17 protein-coding genes are annotated in these 17,872 nt (G+C 64.2%); 13 read left to right on the plus strand and 4 right to left on the minus strand.

Going from position 1 to position 17,872, the window contains the following annotated elements; all coding sequences use genetic code 11:
- Positions 1 to 68 precede the first annotated feature (68 nt).
- The 6 genes from CH281_RS24685 to CH281_RS24710 all read left to right on the plus strand — a co-directional run bounded on the left by CH281_RS24685 (position 69) and on the right by CH281_RS24710 (position 6,831).
- Entirely contained in the window at positions 69 to 1,190 is a 1,122-nt protein-coding gene (locus CH281_RS24685) for a LacI family DNA-binding transcriptional regulator (RefSeq protein WP_235580058.1), read from the plus strand.
- 157 nt (positions 1,191 to 1,347) lie between these two features.
- Positions 1,348 to 2,370, plus strand: a complete 1,023-nt coding sequence (locus CH281_RS24690) for a ketopantoate reductase family protein (RefSeq protein WP_094695748.1) — start codon at positions 1,348 to 1,350, stop codon at positions 2,368 to 2,370.
- A 24-nt stretch (positions 2,371 to 2,394) separates the two neighbouring features.
- A complete protein-coding gene (locus CH281_RS24695) occupies positions 2,395 to 3,321 on the plus strand; it encodes a 3-keto-5-aminohexanoate cleavage protein (RefSeq protein ID WP_032387571.1) in 927 nt (308 codons plus the stop codon).
- A 6-nt stretch (positions 3,322 to 3,327) separates the two neighbouring features.
- Entirely contained in the window at positions 3,328 to 3,852 is a 525-nt protein-coding gene (locus CH281_RS24700; RefSeq protein WP_094695749.1) for a gamma carbonic anhydrase family protein, read from the plus strand.
- Positions 3,849 to 4,949 (plus strand): glycerate kinase, encoded by a 1,101-nt coding sequence (locus CH281_RS24705; RefSeq protein ID WP_256984027.1) that lies wholly within the window; start codon positions 3,849 to 3,851, stop codon positions 4,947 to 4,949. Before CH281_RS24700 ends, CH281_RS24705 begins: the two co-directional genes overlap by 4 nt.
- 172 nt (positions 4,950 to 5,121) lie before the next feature.
- Positions 5,122 to 6,831: a ribonuclease J gene (locus tag CH281_RS24710; protein WP_045841016.1), complete on the plus strand. Its 1,710-nt coding sequence runs from the start codon at positions 5,122 to 5,124 to the stop codon at positions 6,829 to 6,831.
- Positions 6,832 to 6,856: 25 nt separating this feature from the next.
- Here the strand turns inward: CH281_RS24710 and CH281_RS24715 are convergent, their stop codons facing one another.
- Both CH281_RS24715 and CH281_RS24720 read right to left on the minus strand, forming a co-directional pair.
- Positions 6,857 to 7,261 carry a MerR family transcriptional regulator gene (locus tag CH281_RS24715; RefSeq protein WP_032367131.1) on the minus strand — a complete coding sequence of 135 codons (405 nt, stop codon included), beginning with the start codon at positions 7,259 to 7,261 and terminating at the stop codon, positions 6,857 to 6,859.
- Positions 7,262 to 7,295: 34 nt separating this feature from the next.
- On the minus strand, positions 7,296 to 8,804 hold the full coding sequence (locus CH281_RS24720; RefSeq protein ID WP_027495310.1) for a SulP family inorganic anion transporter: 1,509 nt from the start codon (positions 8,802 to 8,804) through the stop codon (positions 7,296 to 7,298).
- Positions 8,805 to 8,977: 173 nt separating this feature from the next.
- On the opposite strand from CH281_RS24720, the gene CH281_RS24725 reads away from it, so the two are divergent.
- Entirely contained in the window at positions 8,978 to 9,871 is an 894-nt protein-coding gene (locus CH281_RS24725) for a LysR substrate-binding domain-containing protein (RefSeq protein ID WP_027495309.1), read from the plus strand.
- Positions 9,872 to 9,874: 3 nt separating this feature from the next.
- On the opposite strand, the gene CH281_RS24730 is transcribed toward CH281_RS24725, so the two are convergent.
- Positions 9,875 to 10,270, minus strand: a complete 396-nt coding sequence (locus CH281_RS24730) for a universal stress protein (RefSeq protein WP_027495308.1) — start codon at positions 10,268 to 10,270, stop codon at positions 9,875 to 9,877.
- Entirely contained in the window at positions 10,267 to 11,166 is a 900-nt protein-coding gene (locus CH281_RS24735; RefSeq protein ID WP_179274288.1) for a 2-hydroxyacid dehydrogenase, read from the minus strand. Before CH281_RS24735 ends, CH281_RS24730 begins: the two co-directional genes overlap by 4 nt.
- A 436-nt stretch (positions 11,167 to 11,602) precedes the next feature.
- On the opposite strand from CH281_RS24735, the gene CH281_RS24740 reads away from it, so the two are divergent.
- The 6 genes from CH281_RS24740 to CH281_RS24765 are packed head-to-tail and all read left to right on the plus strand — an operon-like array spanning position 11,603 to position 17,849.
- Positions 11,603 to 13,180: an ABC transporter substrate-binding protein gene (locus CH281_RS24740; protein WP_094695750.1), complete on the plus strand. Its 1,578-nt coding sequence runs from the start codon at positions 11,603 to 11,605 to the stop codon at positions 13,178 to 13,180.
- A 1-nt stretch (position 13,181) separates the two neighbouring features.
- Positions 13,182 to 14,111 carry an ABC transporter permease gene (locus tag CH281_RS24745; RefSeq protein ID WP_094695751.1) on the plus strand — a complete coding sequence of 310 codons (930 nt, stop codon included), beginning with the start codon at positions 13,182 to 13,184 and terminating at the stop codon, positions 14,109 to 14,111.
- A gap of 4 nt (positions 14,112 to 14,115) precedes the next feature.
- Positions 14,116 to 15,102: an ABC transporter permease gene (locus CH281_RS24750; protein ID WP_094622536.1), complete on the plus strand. Its 987-nt coding sequence runs from the start codon at positions 14,116 to 14,118 to the stop codon at positions 15,100 to 15,102.
- Positions 15,099 to 16,124, plus strand: coding sequence for an ABC transporter ATP-binding protein (locus tag CH281_RS24755; RefSeq protein WP_094622535.1), 1,026 nt, complete (start codon positions 15,099 to 15,101; stop codon positions 16,122 to 16,124). Before CH281_RS24750 ends, CH281_RS24755 begins: the two co-directional genes overlap by 4 nt.
- Positions 16,117 to 17,112: an ABC transporter ATP-binding protein gene (locus CH281_RS24760; RefSeq protein ID WP_094622534.1), complete on the plus strand. Its 996-nt coding sequence runs from the start codon at positions 16,117 to 16,119 to the stop codon at positions 17,110 to 17,112. The genes CH281_RS24755 and CH281_RS24760 overlap by 8 nt, the downstream gene beginning before the upstream one ends.
- Complete coding sequence (locus CH281_RS24765; RefSeq protein WP_080731235.1) at positions 17,109 to 17,849, plus strand: sulfite exporter TauE/SafE family protein; 741 nt, start codon at positions 17,109 to 17,111, stop codon at positions 17,847 to 17,849. Before CH281_RS24760 ends, CH281_RS24765 begins: the two co-directional genes overlap by 4 nt.
- Positions 17,850 to 17,872 lie beyond the last annotated feature (23 nt).

Raw genomic sequence — 17,872 nt, forward strand, 5'->3', positions numbered from 1 at the left:
GTTGCTTAATGATTCAGGTCACACTTAACCTCGGATTCCGCCACGAGAGAGGGAAGGAGGTCGAGACAGTGCAGCCGAACGAAGGAGACCACACCACCGAGGGCACCGATGGTGTCGCAGCCACCTCGACCATCCGACCTCGCGTCTCGGCCGCACAGGTGGCCCGAGCTGCTGGTGTCTCGGGCGCGACCGTGTCGTACGTCATGAACGGGCGTGGAGGGGTGTCGGACGAGACCCGCTCACACGTTCTCGACGTCGCGCAGCGCCTGGGTCACACGTCGAGCGTGCGAGCCGCTCAACTACGAGCCCAACGCACTCGCGTCATCGGATTGGTGCTGACCGACATCGCAAATCCCTTCTATGCCGAAATTGCGGCCGGGGCCATCGATGCAGCACGCGCCAAGGGCTACGAAGTCTTCGTCTCCCATACCCAAGAAGATCCGGACACTCTGCGCAGCATCACCGAAGCCATGATCGCCCGCCAGGTCGACGGAGTAGTGCTCACGGTTCTGCATCCGGACGACGGCGATGTGATCCGGTCTCTACGCAGCGCGCACATCCCCTTCGTGCAGCTCTCGCGCCGCATCGACAGCATCGCCGGAGACTTCGTCGGTATCGACGACTTCACCGCTGCGACAGAGATGATGGAGCATGTCGTCGGCCACGGTTACACCGATATCGTGACCATCACCGGACCACGCACCTCGAGCGCGTCCGCCGCCCGCGAGGCCGGATTCCGCAGCGTCACCGACCGACGCGGTCTTCGCGGCTCCAGCAGCTCCGGCATCACCACCTACCTGAGTGAAGCAGGCGGAGCGCAGGCCGTGCAGAAACTGCTCGCCGGCAAAGTACTGCCCAGAGCGCTGGTATGCGGCAGCGACGTGATCGCGCTGGGAGCTCTCAGTGCGCTGCGTACGAACAACATTCGCGTCCCACACGATGTCGCAGTCACCGGATTCGACGGCCTGTTTCCCGGAGCATCCTCTCTCGTCGAGCTCACCACCGTCCGCCAGCCTCGCCGAGAACTCGCCGAGCAGGCACTCGAACTTCTGGTGCGACGCATCGACGGCGTAGGCGGATCGTTTCAAGCTGTCCTGCGCGCACACGAAATGCGCATCGGAACCACCTGCGGCTGCGTCAGAACGAACGCTGCGATCACTGCACCGACGACCTCCAGATCTCACCCCTGAAACCTTTCGCCCACAACATCTCTCACTGACACCACAGCACAGTCCCGAACGGTGGTAACCCCATGCCCGAGAACGCTCACATCCTTCATCGGCCCCAGGGCGGCATCGGTCCGCATCCTTCGACATCCGCCACCGAACCCAACGAAGAGGCATACCCATGAGCATCAGAATCCTGATCGTCGGTGCAGGCGCGATCGGAGGTGTGACCGCCGCACACTTGGCCCGTGCCGGCCACCACGTCACAGTCCTCGACGCCAACGCCGCACACGCGTCGGCGATGCGTGATCCCGGGCTGCGGTTCGACGAACTCGGACACGAGTCCCTCGTGAAAATCGATGCGGTATCCAATGTTTCGGAGCTCACCGGAACGTTCGATTTCGCCCTGGTCTTCCTCAAGGCGCTCTACATCGACACCGCCTTGGCCCCCCTCGTCGAACGGAACCTGGTCGACACGTACGTGTCGTTCGGCAACGGGCTCGTCCAGGACACCGTCGAACGACTCGTCGGAAGCGACAGGTTCTTGATCGGGGTCGTCGAATGGGGCGCTACCAATCTCGGCGTCGGACACGTCGCGCAGACGACAGTGGCACCGTTCGTCATCGGGGAGAAGGATGGATCGACCTCGCCCCGCACCGAAACACTGGCGGCGCTCATGGCGGACGCAGCCGAGGTCCGCGTGGTCGACAACATACTCGGGCAAGTATGGGCAAAGCTGTTGCTCAACAGCACTTTTTCCGGTCTGGGAGCGGTCAGTGGGCTCACCTACGCCGAGATCGCGTCGGATCCGAACGGACGCAACGTCGCATTTCGACTGTGGGCCGAAGGATTCGACGTCTCGCACGCTCTAGGGATCGAACTCGACGAAGTCGCTGGAGTGTCACCGACAGCTCTCGTCGTTCGTGACGACGCCGATCGGCCGGCGGCCGACGCGGCGTTGGAAGACCTGATGTCGAAACTGGGGCCGACCAAGGCATCGATGCTCCAAGATCTCGAACGCGGTGCGCTGACCGAAGTCGACGTCATCAACGGTGGCGTCACCACCTCTGCCCGACACGTCTGCGCACAGGCCCCGTTGAACAACCTCATCGTCCAGATCGTGCACGCCTGCGAACGAGGGGAACGCAGACCCGATCGATCCACACTGGCCGAGCTCGCCGGCACCTACAACTCGACATCCTGACCGAATACGACCGAGGAGAACATCATGGACGACAAAGTAATCATCACCTGCGCCCTGACCGGCGGCATGACCGTGCCCGCACAGAGCCCCGCAATACCCGTGACCGTGGATCAGATTGTGCGCGAGGGAGTTCGAGCAGCCGAGGCAGGTGCCTCGATTCTGCATCTGCACGTCCGTGAGGAAGCGACCGGCAAGCCGGTCGCGGACCTGGAACTGTTCGATCGACTGCTGACCGAATTGAAGAAGGAAACCGACGCCGTACTCCAACCGACTACCGGTGGCGGACGCGGTATGACCATCGAAGAACGTGGGTCGGTCCTGAAGTTTCGTCCGGAAATGGGGACGTTCAACGCCGGTAGTTTCAACTTCGGCATCTTCCCGGTCGCGGCGCGAGACCTTCCGTTCGCGGACTGGGAGCGCGACTATCTGGAAGGCACCCGGGACTACATCTTCAAGAACACCTTTGCCGACATGGAGTACATGGCAGCGCTGATGAAGGACTCGAACACTCGGCCGGAAATCGAGGTCTACGACGTCGGTCAGCTGTTCAATCTCAAACAGCTCATCAAGGACGGGCATCTCGAGGCACCGTTCAATATCCAATTCGTCCTCGGTGTGCTGGGAGCAAACGGCGGTGAGCCGGACCAACTGATCCACATGCTCCGTACTGCGGAACGACTGTTCGGCCAGGATTCGTTCACCTGGTCCGCAGCCGGCGTGGGCTACCCCAACGAATTCAACCTCGCTGCACTCTCTCTCATGCTCGGCGGCAACATCCGAGTCGGAATCGAAGACAACCTACGGGTGCGGCGAACCGAGGTTGCCAAGTCCAATGCCGACCTCGTCACCAAAGCAGTAGAGCTCGCGGCCCTGTTCGACCGCTCCCCTGCAAGTCCGGCCGAGGCGCGAACCCGGCTGGGCCTCAAGGGCAACGAACACGTCGGATTCTGATCGTCCATGACTGTTCTGATATCGGAAGATTCACGCCCATCGGTCGATTCGAGCGCATGGGTCGCTTCTCCGGCAGTGGTCGTCGGAAATGTGACCATCGGACCTCGTGCAAGTGTCTGGTACGGCTCGGTCGTCAGAGGTGACGGTGACTCCATCACGATCTCGGCCGGAAGCAACATCCAGGACGGATGCGTGGTGCATTCGGACCCCGGCTATCCAGTGACGATCGGAGCGAACGTGTCCGTCGGACACCGCGCCGTGCTCCATGGCTGCACGGTGGAAGACGACGTGCTGATCGGGATGGGTGCGCTGATCCTCAACGGAGCACACATCGGCCGCGGATCGATGATCGCTGCGGGCACGCTCGTGTTGGAAGGGAGCGTCGTACCACCGAACTCCTTGGTTGCCGGACTACCGGGCACAGTGCGTCGGGACACGACCGAGGACGAGCGCCGCGGCGTCGTCGCGAACGCCGAGCGCTACGTCGCTCTTGGGGCCCGACATGGATCGATTTCCGGCACGTCGTCGTGACAGGACCGAAAATCGTTGTGGCACCGGACAAGTTCAAAGGATCCCTGACGGCCGGGCAGGCGGCCGGTGCGTTGGCTCGCGGCATTCGCACCTCGATCCCGTCGGCCGACGTCGTGGAGTTTCCCATCGCCGACGGCGGTGAAGGAACAGTCCAGATGATGCTCGCCCGAGGGTGGCAACGTGTGTCGTGTTCGGTGACGGGGCCGACCGGTCCGTCCGTCCGGGCAGAATATGCCTTCCTCGGCGGTTGTGCCGTCATGGAAATGGCCGCCGCAGCCGGCCTGGCACTCGTACCGGGTGGCCCCTCCCCGGAATCCGCCATGCACGCCACGACCTTCGGAGTCGGCGAGTTGATCGCCGATGCCCTCGAACGCGGCGCGCACCGCATCGTGATCGGGGTCGGTGGCAGCGCCTGCACCGACGGCGGCATGGGCGCGGTGACGGCGCTCGGGGCACGGATCGACCGCTCCGACGCGAGATTGACCGGCGTCGACTCTCGGCTCTCCTCCATCGATCTCGTGGTGGTCTGCGACGTGGACAATCCACTGACCGGTCCCACCGGCGCAGCTGCGATCTACGGGCCGCAGAAAGGGGCCACAGCTCATCAGGTCGACGCCCTCGACGCGAGATTGCGGCACTGGGCCGATCAAGTGGACGTAGCGACCGGCCGTGACCTGCGCACCATGCCAGGTGCAGGTGCAGCGGGCGGACTCGCATTCGGACTCGCGAGCGTTCTCGGTGCGCGACTCGTTCCCGGCATCGAATTCATGCTCGAGTTCACCGGCTTCCACGACCTACTCGCCGATGCACAGTTGGTCGTCGTCGGAGAGGGTTCGCTCGATGCGCAGAGCCTGCACGGAAAGGGGCCCATCGGAGTTGCCAGGGCTGCCCGCGAACACGGGATCGCAGTCGTTGCCGCGGTGGGCAGAAGCGAGATCAGTGACGGTGCAGCCCATGCGGCAGGCGTTTCCGACGTTCATACGCTGACTTCTCTCGAACCGGACGTCGACCTGGCCATGCGCGACGCATCGCGCTTGTTACAGATCGTGGGCAGGACCATCGGCGACCGGTACGCCGAAACTCGGCCCAGGACGTGAACAGACAACTGCGGTGGCGGCCTCACCTGCACCATCGTGTCCATTGCAGACGCGTCCCGGCGACTCTACGACTCCCGCGACGAGGTTGGACATCCTGTCCACTACGGGCAGATGCTCGAATCTACGGACCGGGGTGAACGCCAGGTCGGCAGTCCCCCGTAGCGTTGAGGTCATGTCTAGATCACCACGCCAACGCAGATCCCCCGCCGCACCTCGAAAGCGATCCTCCTCAGCGCTGTCGGCAGGGCACCTTCGCGTGATCGCGACGGGCGGTCTCGGCGAGATCGGCCGGAACATGACCGTCTTCGAATTCGACGGAAAGCTGCTCATCGTCGACTGCGGCGTGCTGTTTCCCGAGGAGCATCAGCCCGGCGTCGACGTCATCCTCCCCGACTGGAGTTGCATCCGGGATCGCCTCGACGACGTCGTTGCCATCGTTCTGACGCACGGGCACGAGGACCACATCGGCGGCGTCCCGTATCTGCTGCGCGAGCGCGGCGACATTCCCGTCATCTCGTCGCGACTGACGCTGCACTTCCTGGCTGCCAAGTTCGAGGAGTTCAAGGTCTCGACCACGCTGATCGAGGTCGAGGCGGGGCAAACCCGGCAGGAAGGCCCGTTCGAGCTCGAGTTCATTGCCGTCAACCACTCGATACCCGACGGTCTGGCCATCGCCATTCGTACCGACGCCGGGCTGGTGCTGCACACCGGTGACTTCAAGATGGACCAGTTCCCGCTGGACGGTCGGATCACCGACCTCCGTAGCTTCGCACGCCTCGGTGAGGAAGGGCTCGATCTCCTCCTCGTCGACTCCACCAACGCCGAAGTGCCCGGGTTCATGGTCTCCGAACGCGACCTGGTCCCGGCCATCGAGAAGGTGTTCCGCGAAACGACGGGACGCGTGATCGTCTCGAGCTTCGCCAGTCACGTGCACCGCATTCAGCAGGTACTCGACGCCGCACACGCACAGGGCCGCAAGGTTGCGTTCGTCGGCCGATCGATGGTGCGCAACATGAAGATTGCGACCGACCTGAGCTACCTCGACGTTCCCGACGGCCTCGTCGTGGACCTCCCGAAGCTCAACCGGCTCCCGGCCAACAAGATCACCCTGATCTGCACCGGATCGCAGGGCGAGCCCCTCGCGGCGCTGTCGCGGATGGCGTCGGGTGAGCATCAGATCAAGGTCGGCGACGGCGACACCGTGCTGATGGCGAGCAGCCTGATCCCCGGCAACGAGAACGCGATCTACCGCGTCATCAACGGCCTCGTCGACAAGGGTGCACGCGTGGTGCACAAGGGAAATGCGAAGGTGCACGTCTCCGGTCACGCCAGCGCCGGCGAGCTCGTCTACTGCTACAACATCCTCGAACCCGCCAATGTGCTTCCCGTACACGGTGAATCACGGCACCTGCGTGCCAATGCCGATCTCGCCATCAGGACCGGTGTTCCTCGCGATCGCGTGATCATCGCCGAGAACGGAAGCGTCATCGACCTGTACGACGGCGTCGCGCAGATCACCGGCTCCGTCCCCATCGAACTGATCTACGTCGACGGCAGTGCCGTTGGTGGCGTGACGGAGGATTCACTGGCCGAGCGTCGCCTCCTCGCGAACGAGGGCGTGCTGACCGTCATCGCCATCGTCGATCCCGACACCGGCCTGCTGGTCGACGACGTCGACTTCATCGGGCGCGGATTCGCCCACGAAGCAAACGCTTTCGACTCGTTGGCCAAGGCGATCGGCAAGACCCTCACACGCGAGAGCGACGTCAAGGTTGCCTCCCGCGAGAACATCGAGAAGCGCATCGTGCAGGAATCGGCCCGCTGGGCCAAGCAGACCCTGGGCCGCCAGCCCCTCATCGTCCCGGTGGTCGTGGACGGCTAGAGCTGGGCGGTCCGATCTGGGCCGGTCAGATCTGGGCCGCTGCGCCGCGAGTCGACAGCACCTCGGTCAACTCCTCGGCGTAGGCGAGCTGCCGCCGCAACGTGCGGCAGCTTTCCTCGGCCTTCGTGTGGCAATCACGAACGAAGGCCGCAGCCGACGACCTCGCGTCGTCGGTCGCGTTCTCGTCGCCGAGAACGTCGAGGGATTCCAGTAGCTGTTTCATTTCGGCCAACGTGAAGTCGAGTGGCTTCATCCGGCGAATGACGAGCAGTCTTTCGACGTCGGACTCGGTGTAGAGCCGAAAGCCGCCGACGGTCCGAGCAGAGGGCGTGACCAGACCGACATCGTCGTAGTGACGAACCGTGCGAATCGACAGCTCGGTTCGCTGAGCTACCTGCCCGATCTGCATGTGTACGCCGTCGTCTGTCATGTGCCGCCTCTCTTCGCCCGACCAACCACCCTAGTCAGTGCTCGGCACCCAGGTTTCCACTGAGACGATCGTGCCGCTCGGTCGACGGCGCGTTCAGGCCCACGATCTCCACCGTCTTGCCCTTGGCTGCGTACTTGGTGGTGATGGCGTCCAGGGTCGCAACGGTCGACGCGTCCCAGATGTGCGACTCGGACATGTCGATGACGACGTTCTTCGGATCTCCGACGTAGTCGAACTGGTAGATCAGATCGTTGCTCGACGCGAAGAACAACTCGCCCTTGACGGCGTAGACGCGGGTGTCGTCGTCGGGATGTGCGACGTCGACGACCTCGGTCAGGTGTGCAACCCGCCTGGCGAACAAGACCATCGCGGTGATCACTCCGACGACGACACCGTACGCGAGGTTGTGGGTGACCACGGTGACAGCGACGGTGGCCACCATGACGAGAGTTTCGCTCTTGGGCATGCGGCGCAACGTCTTCGGGTGAATGCTGTGCCAGTCGAAGGTGCCGACCGACACCATGATCATCACGGCGACCAATGCGGCCATCGGAATGAGCGCGACGATGTCGCCGAGACCGACCACCAGGATCAGCAGGAAGGTGCCGGCGAGGAACGTCGAGATACGGGTGCGGGCACCGGAGACCTTCACGTTGATCATGGTCTGGCCGATCATCGCGCAGCCGCCCATACCGCCGGTGAATCCGGTGACCAGGTTCGCCACGCCCTGACCCCAGCCCTCACGAGTCTTGTTGGAGTGCGAGTCGGTGATGTCGTCGACGAGCTTGGCCGTCATCAGTGATTCGAGCAGACCGACCAGGGCAATGGCCAGAGCGAACGGCGCGATGATCGACAGGGTGTCGAACGTGAACGGCACGTCCGGGATCAGGAACGACGGCAGCGAGGACGGCAGTTCACCCTCGTCGCCCACGTCCGGGACGGCCAGCGCGAAGACGAGCGTGACGGCGGTGAGAATCACGATGGCGATCAGAGGTGCCGGCACGACAGTGGTGAGCTTCGGCAGGAAGAACATGATGAGCAGTCCGACGGCGACCATCGGGTAGACCAACCACGGCACCCCGATCAGGTACGGCACCTGTGAGGTGAAGATCAGGATAGCCAGGGCGTTGACGAATCCGACCATGACACTGCGCGGGATGAATCGCATCAACTTGGCGACGCCGAGGACGCTCAACACGATCTGCAGCACTCCCCCGAGGATGACCGCGGCAATGAGGTAGTCGAGGCCGTACTCGCGAGCCAAGGGGGCGACCACCAGGGCGATCGCTCCGGTGGCCGCGGAGATCATCGCCGGTCGACCCCCGACGATGGAGATGGTGACGGCCATCGTGAACGACGCGAACAACCCGACGCGGGGATCAACACCGGCGATGATCGAGAACGAAATGGCTTCCGGGATCAACGCCAGCGCCACCACCAGCCCGGCAAGAACCTCGGTCTTCAGTCGCCTGGGTGAGCGCAACGCACCCAGCACCGAGACGTCTTCGACGGCGGTGCCGGGCACCTGGGCAGCTCGAGACACGACGACTCCGTTCGATGGTTACGAGGGACGACAACCGGGATGGGCGTCCACTCCGCGAGCAACTCTACTCTTACCGGAGGGAAGGTTACTAATCACCGAAGCGCGGACGACGTGCGCTAGATTTATACGAAAAGGCACGCCGGAACTCCCAGCGCGATGCAAGGAATGAATCGATGTTCTCGCTCAACAGGCTGTCCTGCTTCATCGCCGTCGCCGAGGAATTGCACTTCGGCCGCGCCGCCGAACGTCTGCACATGACGCAGCCGCCGCTCAGCAGGCAGATCCAACAACTCGAGAGCGAAGTCGGCGTGCAGCTGATCGACCGCACGAGCCGGTCGGTGACCCTGACGGCCGCGGGATTGGCCTTCCTACCCGAGGCCCGACGCATCCTCGACCTCGCCGAGGGCGCACTGCTGACGGTACGACGCGTTCCCACCGGAGACTTGGGGACTGTGATCGTGGGATTCACCGGGGCATCGGCGCATGCGGTGCTCCCGCAGCTGCTCGACGCCGCGCGCGAGAAGCTACCGGACGTGAAAATCGTTCTACGCGAGATGGTCTCGGCGGTACAGATGGAGTCTCTGGCTATCGGCGATCTGGATCTCGGGTTGGCCAGACCCCCGCTCAAGCGACCGGGCATCGCGTCCCGGCCGGTGCTGCACGAGTCGTTGATCGCGGCGATGCCCGAAGAACACCCGCTGGCCGCGAAGGACGAGCTGTCGGTAGAGGACTTCGACGAGCAGCCGATCATCATGTACTCGCCCGTCGACGCGCGGTACTTCCACGAACTGCTGATCAGCACCTTCACCATCGTCGGGGTCTCGCCGCGCTACGTGCAGTACGTGACCCAGGTACACACGATGCTGGTGCTCGTTCGCTCGGGAATCGGACTGGCCCTGGTACCCGAGTCGGCGTCGACCATGCGGCCGGAAGGCGTTGTGTTCCGACCGGTTCGGACCGTAAAGGAACGCCCCGTCGAACTCGACGCGGCATGGCGCGTGGACAACGACAACCCGGCACTGCACCGCTTCATGACCGACGTGCTGCCGACACGTGAGTGGGCGTGACGACTACCGCGGCGTCCCCACCGGCGGCTTGACGGCCGTCACCGGGCAGTGCGCCTCGAGCAGTACGCGCTGAGAGATGCTGCCCATGAACAACTTTCCGACGGGCGATCGACGTCGGATGCCGATGACGACCAACTGAGCCTGCTCGTCGAACGACAGGTCGATCAGGTTGTCAGCGTGCGAGCGGCCGGCCTCGTTGTCGTGAATCTTCGTCGTGACACCGACCGCCGACGCCTCCTCGCGAGCCGATTCGACGGTGGCAGCGAAGTCGGCGTCTGCCGCGCTGTTGTCCTCGGCGACGATGAGCAGATCCGTTCCGCGCATCTGGGCCTCGCGAAATGCGAAGGGCAGCGCGCCTTTTCCTTCGGTGGTCGGCGAGTAGCCGACGACGACGGTCACTTCGTCACCGGCGTGACGAGGGAGCCGTCGGCCAGGAATCGATCGAGGTTCTCCAGTGTCAGTGCTTCCATGGCGGCGCGAGTCTCCACCGTTGCGCTGCCCACGTGCGGCAACAGCACCACGTTGTCCATCGCGAGCAGAGAGTCGGGCACGTTCGGTTCGTGGGCGAACACGTCCAGACCCGCACCGGCGAGCTGCCCGGAGGCGAGCAGTTCGATCAGCGCCTCCTCGTCGACGACGCTTCCGCGCGCCACGTTGATCAGATAGCCCTGCGGCCCCAGCGCTTCGAGCACCGCGCGATCGACCAGATGGGCCGTTCCCGAGCCGCCCGAGGCGGCGACGATCAGTACGTCGACGCTCTCGGCGAGCGCTACAGGATTGGCCGCGTACGCATACGGTGAACCGTCGATCTCGTTGCGGTTGTGGTACGAGATGGGGCATCGGAATGCGGTGAGCCGGTCCGCGATTGCAGATCCGATCCGGCCGAGCCCGATGATCCCGACTCGTTTGCCGGTGACCTGGCGGGTCAGCGGAGTGTTGCCCTCGGCCGGCCAGCGGCCGGCCCGTACGAATCGCTCCGCGGACGAGAGCCCACGCACGGTGTCGATCACCAGGCCGACAGCGAGATCCGCGACGCAGTCGGTGAGCACATCCGGGGTGTTGCTGACCCCGATGCCACGCTCGGTGGCCGCGTCGACGTCGGTGGTGTCGTATCCGACTCCGAAGTTCACGACGGCTCCGAGCTGCGGCAACCGCTCCATCAGCGCTGCGTCGACGCCGGTTCGGCCGGAGGTGACGACGGCGGTGATCGACGGGCCGTGTTCGGCCAGGAACTGCTCACGCTCGTCCCCGTCGGGCAAGGTCAGCGCGTCGTAGTCGGCAACCAGAGTGTCCATCAGGGACGGCTTCAGCGGCCCGACTCGGAGCACGCGGCCCCCCTGACGTGAATCTTGTTGCAACACAGACTTTTCCTGTTGACCGGTGGTCACCGTTGTTCTCCTCGCGATGTGGTGGAGCGTGCGCGTTTCCTGTACGGTATGCCGCTTCTCGGATACCTGTCCAACACGCAAATAACATGGACCGATACCCAAACGGCATGAACATGACCCTCAGCATGCAGGTAGACCTAACCCGTTTGGACGTTCGACCTGCTCAGAGGCGCTGAACTGCGAGCATCCACACTGATCCAGCACGATTGTGACGTGGATAACGGGCCGAAACGTCGCTTTCGTCCGGTTGACGGTGGAGATCACCCACTCCTACCGTGTGTCTACCGTCACAGATCCGAATGCGGCTCGATGACGCGTATCCCTTTTCCCACTGGAGGCCACCATGAGCCCTGCACTCTCCGTGCAGCAGGGACGGACCCATCGCGTCGCCGCTATTGCTGTTGGCGCACTATCACTTTCATTGATCGCAAGCGGCTGCACCGTCGCGAACTCGAGCAACGGAACCGCAGCCCGCGCAGACACCCTGCGCATCGTTCTGCCTCAGGAACCGCCCACCCTCGAAGCCTGCGACGTATCGCTGACGTCGGTCGGAGTGGTCACTCGCTCGAACATCACCGAGCCGCTGATGGAGCGCAATCCGGGTACCGGTGATCTCGAACCGAAGTTGGCGGACTCGTGGGAGCAGACCTCGGACACCGAGTGGACGTTCGCCATTCACCCCGGCGTGACGTTCAGCGACGGCAGCCCCTTCGAAGCCGAGGATGCAGCGTTCTCCGTCGACCGCACCGTCAACTCCGAACTGGGATGCAACGTCGAGGGATACGTCTTCGGCGACGCCGACCTGGTGGTGAAAGCCGTCGACCCGTTGACGCTGACAGTGCAGTCACCCGAGCCCGATCCCATTCTGCCGCTGCGGCTCTCGTTCGTGGAGATGGTTCCGCGCACTGCGAGCTACACCGAGCGGGTACGCGAACCGATCGGCACCGGCCCGTTCGCGATCGAGCGGTGGGACTACGGCCAGAAGCTCTCCCTGGTACGCAACGAGACCTACTGGGGCCCGAAGCCCGAATACGCCAGGGCCGAATACCAATGGCGCAGTGAGGGCAGTGTCCGCGCGTCGATGGTGACCAACGGCGAGGCCGAGATCGCCACGTCGGTCGGACCGGAGGACGGTGCAGGCGACCTCGGCGTGGCCTATCCCAACAACGAGACCACGGCACTGCGCATGCAGGCCGCGCAACCGCCACTGGACGACATGCGGGTTCGGCAGGCGATCAATTACGCCATCAATCGCGACGGCATCGTCAAGGCGTTGTTCCGCGGACTCGGTTCCCCTGCAGCACAGCTCATTTCCGAGGGCGTCGTGGGATACAACGAGGACCTGACTCCCTGGCCCTACGACATGGACGAGGCCAGGACGTTGATCGAGCAGGCTCGCGCTGACGGGGTTCCGGTGGACACCGAGATCCGTCTCATCGGACGCACCGGGCAGTTCCCGAAGATCAACGAAACGGTGGAGGTCATTCAGAACTCGCTGTCCAAGATCGGCATGAACGTCAAGATCGAAATGATGGACGCCGCAGGAACCGCCGAGTACCAGGAACGTCCGTTCCCGGACGTCGGTCCGTACCTGCTGGTCATCCAGCACGGCAACCAGGCCGGCGACTCCGCCTTCACCGTCGATCAGTACTTCACCAGTGATGGGTTCCAGAGTGCCTACGGCACAGCGGACTTCGACAAGGAGATCGCCGCTGCCGGCGCTCTCACCGGAGAAGACAGGCAGGCCGCGTACGCGCAGGTCTTCGCGGACGAGCCGAAGGACATCATGCAGATGGCCTACATCGCACACATGAACGGGGTGTTGGCGAAGGCCGCCTCCGTGGACTACACCCCGGACTCGGCCACGGTCGACGAAATGCATCTGGCCGCGATGACCCGCGCCGAGACCGAGAGGCCCTGACATGTTCAGATTTCTGCGCCGACGGATCTACACCAGCTTGATCCCGCTGTTCATCGTTCTGCTGGGCGTCTTCTTCCTCGCCAGGCTCACCGGCGACCCCACCAGCCTGTACCTCCCCGAATCCGCGACCCAGGCCCAACGCGAAGCATTCCGTGCCACCAACGGCTTCGATCAGCCGGTCCTGACACAGCTGTTGGACTACTTCAAGGGTGTCGTGCAACTGGACTTCGGGCAGTCACTGCGCACCGGTGAGGACGCGTCGGCGATGGCCTTGCGTGCCTTCCCCGCAACGCTGCAGCTGGCGTTCGCAACGATGTTCCTCGCCATCCTCGGTGCGGTGATCATCGGCTGCTGGGCCGCATACCGGCCGAACTCGCTGGCCGATCGCATCTCGAGCCTGCTGTCGATGACGGCCGCATCCATTCCCGACTTCTGGTTCGCCATCATGGGCGTCTACGTCTTCGCGATCCTGTTCGGTTGGCTGCCCACCTCGGGCGTGGACAGCGGAATGCTCTCGTGGGTGTTGCCGATCGCCACACTGCTCATTCGACCGCTCGGCGTCCTGACTCAGGTGGTCCGTGGCGCGATGGTCTCGGCACTGTCGGCACCCTACGTGCGGCTGGCGAGAAGCAAAGGGGCGGGCGACCTTCGGGTCGTCACCCACCACGCTCTGCGCAACGCCGCGGCACCGGCGTTGACCGTGGCCGGCGACCTGATGGTCGGACTCGTCAACGGCGCGGTGGTCGTCGAAGCCATCTTCGGCTGGCCGGGTATCGGAAAACTGATGATCGACGCCATCCTGCAGCGCGACTTCGCTGTTCTGCAGGCGGCCGTGTTGTTGACGGCGGTGAGCATCTTCGTGCTCAACATCGTCATCGATGCCTGCTATGCACTGCTCGATGCCCGGGTTCGCGACAAGGTGAAGGTCTAAGAACATGTCACTCGACTTCGAAGCACCGAAAACATCCGAGCCGGAGGATGTTCCACCGACGGCTCCGGTGGAAGCCCGCAAGGCGTCGGCCCCGCTGTGGAAGCTACTCCTGCGGGACCGGGTCGCCACCGTCGCTGCCGCAATCCTGGTGCTGGTCTTCCTCACCGCGATCTTCGGCCCGATGTTGGTCGGTGACGCCGCCACCGATCAGGATCTCGACCGCTCCAATCTGCCTCCGTTCACCCTCGACACCGGCTGGATGAACATCTTCGGCACGGATCCACTGGGACGCAGCATGTTGGCACGGCTGATCGTCGCCAGCAGAACCACACTCTCGGTGGCCATTCCAGCAGTGATCCTCTCGGCGATCATCGGCTCGTTCATCGGTATGTGGGCCGGTTTTCATCGCGGCTGGCGCGAAACCGCGGCGATGCGCGTCGCCGACGTCATCCTCAGCTTTCCGTCCCTGCTGATGGCCGTCGTTGTGCTCTACGTCTTCTCACCGAGCGCCGCCAATATCGTTCTGGTGCTGACCATCACGCGAATCCCGATCTACCTGCGCACCGCTCGCGCCGAGTCGGCCGAGCTGCAGAGCCGACTGTTCGTCGACGCCGCCCGCACGTTCGGTGCCACGAGCGGGTCGGTCATCCGGCGTCACGTGGCCCCGATTCTGCTGCCGACTCTGCTGACCGTCGCAACCCTGGACTTCTGCTTCGTCATCCTCGCCGAGTCGTCACTGAGCTTCCTGGGCATCGGCATTCAACCTCCCGACGTCTCGTGGGGCCTGATGGTCTCGCAGGGCCGTACCTACCTGCAGACCGCCTGGTGGCTCTCCTTCTTCCCCGGCCTCGCGATCGTGTTGACGACCGTCTCGGCCACCGTTCTCGCCGCCTGGGCCCGCATCGCCACCGATCCCGCGCAGCGGTGGCGACTCAATGTCCCCCGCTCCAAGCGGTCTCGCCTGATCCCCGCACGAAAGGTCGTCTCATGAGCGCACCGGCAACCAGCGCACCGTCGGCGCGACCCGACACCGGCAGTGTCGCCCTGGACGTACGCGGACTGACCGTCGACCTGCGAACGCCGTCGGGCGTCATCCGCGCCGTCGACAACGTCACCTTCAGCGCACGCCGCGGTGAAACCCTGGCTCTGCTCGGTGAATCCGGCTGCGGAAAGTCGATGACAGCACAGGCCATCGTCGGGTTGCTCGAGCCGATCGCCGACATCACCGGCGGCTCGGTGGAGATGGGCGACGTCGATTTGGTCACCGCCAAGACCAAGGTGCGACGCACCATCGCGGCCACAGAACTGGCCATCGTCTTCCAGGATGCACTGACCGCACTCAATCCCGTCTATACCGTGGGAACTCAACTGGCCGAGCCGTTTCGGATCCACCGGGGTATGTCGGCCAAGCAGGCGCGAGTCGAGGCCATCGCCCTGATGGCCCGCGTGGGTATCCCCGAGCCCGAATCACGCGCCGACTCCTACCCACACCAGTTCTCCGGCGGCATGCGGCAACGCCTGCTGATCGCGATGGCCGTGGCCCTGAGTCCGTCGGTACTGCTGGCCGACGAACCGACCACCGCCCTCGATGTCACCGTGCAGGCGCAGATCATGGCACTGCTCAAGGAATTGCGCACCGAGCACGACATGGCCGTCGTACTCATCACCCACGATCTCGCTCTGGTGGCCGAAGAGGCCGATCGAGTGGCAATCATGTACGCGGGCAACGTCGTCGAGACCGGACCGGTGGCCGAGGTGTTCGGCGAACCGCGCCACCCGTACACCAAGGGACTGCTCGACTCGGTTCCCGTTCACGCCGTACGCGGTGAGGATCTGAAGTCGATCGGCGGCACCCCGCCGGATCTGCATTCCATTCCCAGCGGATGCGTCTATCAGGCCCGCTGCCCGATCGCCCGCGACATCTGCATCAGCGCTCGCCCGCCGCTCGAATCCGTCGGCAACGGCCGTATGTCGGCATGCCACTTCCCGAACGAGGTATCCAGCCATGTCTGAGCAACTGCTGACCGTGCGCGGCCTGAACAAGACCTTCGACGTCGGCCGCGGCAAGCTCCGCGCCCTCGATGCCATCGACCTGGATCTGCGACGCGGCGAAACCCTCGGCCTGGTCGGCGAATCCGGCTGCGGCAAGTCCACTCTCGCGCGGACGTTGATGATGCTCGAACGCCCGGACTCGGGGACCGTCGCCTTCGACGGCATCGATCCCTTCGCTCTGCGCGGCAAAGAACTCCTCGCGTGGCGTCGACGGGTGCAGATGGTGTTTCAGGACCCGTACGGTTCACTGAACTCGCGGATGACGGCAGGCGACATCATCGGCGAACCGTGGCGAACTCACAAGAGCCTGTACAAGACTCGGCGCGATCGTTCGGCACGAGTACGCGAACTGCTGCACCTGGTAGGCCTGCGACCGAGCGACGAGAACCGATTCCCGCAGGAGTTCTCCGGCGGTCAGCGGCAGCGCCTCGGCATCGCGCGCGCTCTGGCACTGAACCCCGACGTCATCATCTGCGACGAGCCGGTGTCGGCTCTCGATCTCTCGGTCCAGGCCCAGGTGCTCAACCTGCTCAACGATCTGCAGAAGCAACTCGGCATCTCCTACGTCTTCATCTCGCACGATCTCTCGGTGGTCCGGCACGTCGCCGACCGAGTCGCGGTGATGTACCTGGGCCGCATCGTCGAATCAGGCGCTACGGAGGCAGTATTCGATCGGCCCGCCCACCCCTACACCGCAGCGTTGATGTCGGCCGCACCCACACTCGACGCGTCGAGCCGCGGGGACAAGATTCTGCTGAAAGGCGAGGTGCCGTCGCCACTGAATCCGCCGTCGGGATGCCGTTTCCGTACTCGCTGCTGGAAGGCGACCGACCTGTGCGCGAGCGACGCACCACCCGTCGCACACGACGCCGACGAGGCCGATCATGTTGCCGAATGCCATTATCCGCTCGTGGCAGGGAATCTCGGTCTCGTCGCCGCCGGAACATGACACTCACGCACCTGAGTGTCACCGGCTTCGTCGTCGTCGCCCTCGCGATCTTCTTCGCATCCGCGATGCAGGCGTCGATCGGCTTCGGCATGGGCATGCTGGCCGCCCCCATCGTGGCCATCGTCGACCCCGGACTGGTACCGGGAACGCTGATCATGCTCGCGGTCGTGGTCAGCGTGCTCGTACTGGTACGCGACCGGACGGCTCTCGATCTCTCGGGAGCCGGATGGGCACTCGCCGGACGACTCCCCGGCTCGGTGGTGGGTGCGCTGCTACTGGTCCTGTTGCCCGAACGCGGGCTGGCGATACTGTTGGCACTCGTGGTCCTGGGCGGCGTCGCGCTGACGTCGTTCGGCTGGGTTCCGTTGCCGCACAGACGTAATCTCGTCGTCGCCGGGGCCGCGTCGGGAGTTCTGGGAACCGCCACCTCCATCGGTGGGCCACCGATGGCTCTGGTGTGGCAAGGCAACTCCGGAGCCGAACTCCGCAGCACGATGAGTTGCTTCTTCCTCGTCGGCTCGATCATCTCCATCGCGGTGTTGACGGTGGCCGGAGCGGTGAACAGCCACACCGCCACGCTGTTCGCCTTCCTGGCCCCAGCGACAGTTCTGGGGTTCCTGCTCTCTCGGGTGATCAACCGAGTTCTCGATCGGCGACGCCTACGTATCACGGCAATCGCCGTCTCGGCCGTGGGCGCGATCGTGCTCGTCGTCCAGCAAGTACTGGCCCTGACGTGAGTGAAGCGTCACGTGTTGCATCG

This window comes from Rhodococcus sp. 06-221-2 (assembly GCF_002258365.1).
GTDB classification, from domain to species: Bacteria; Actinomycetota; Actinomycetes; order Mycobacteriales; family Mycobacteriaceae; genus Rhodococcoides; species Rhodococcoides fascians.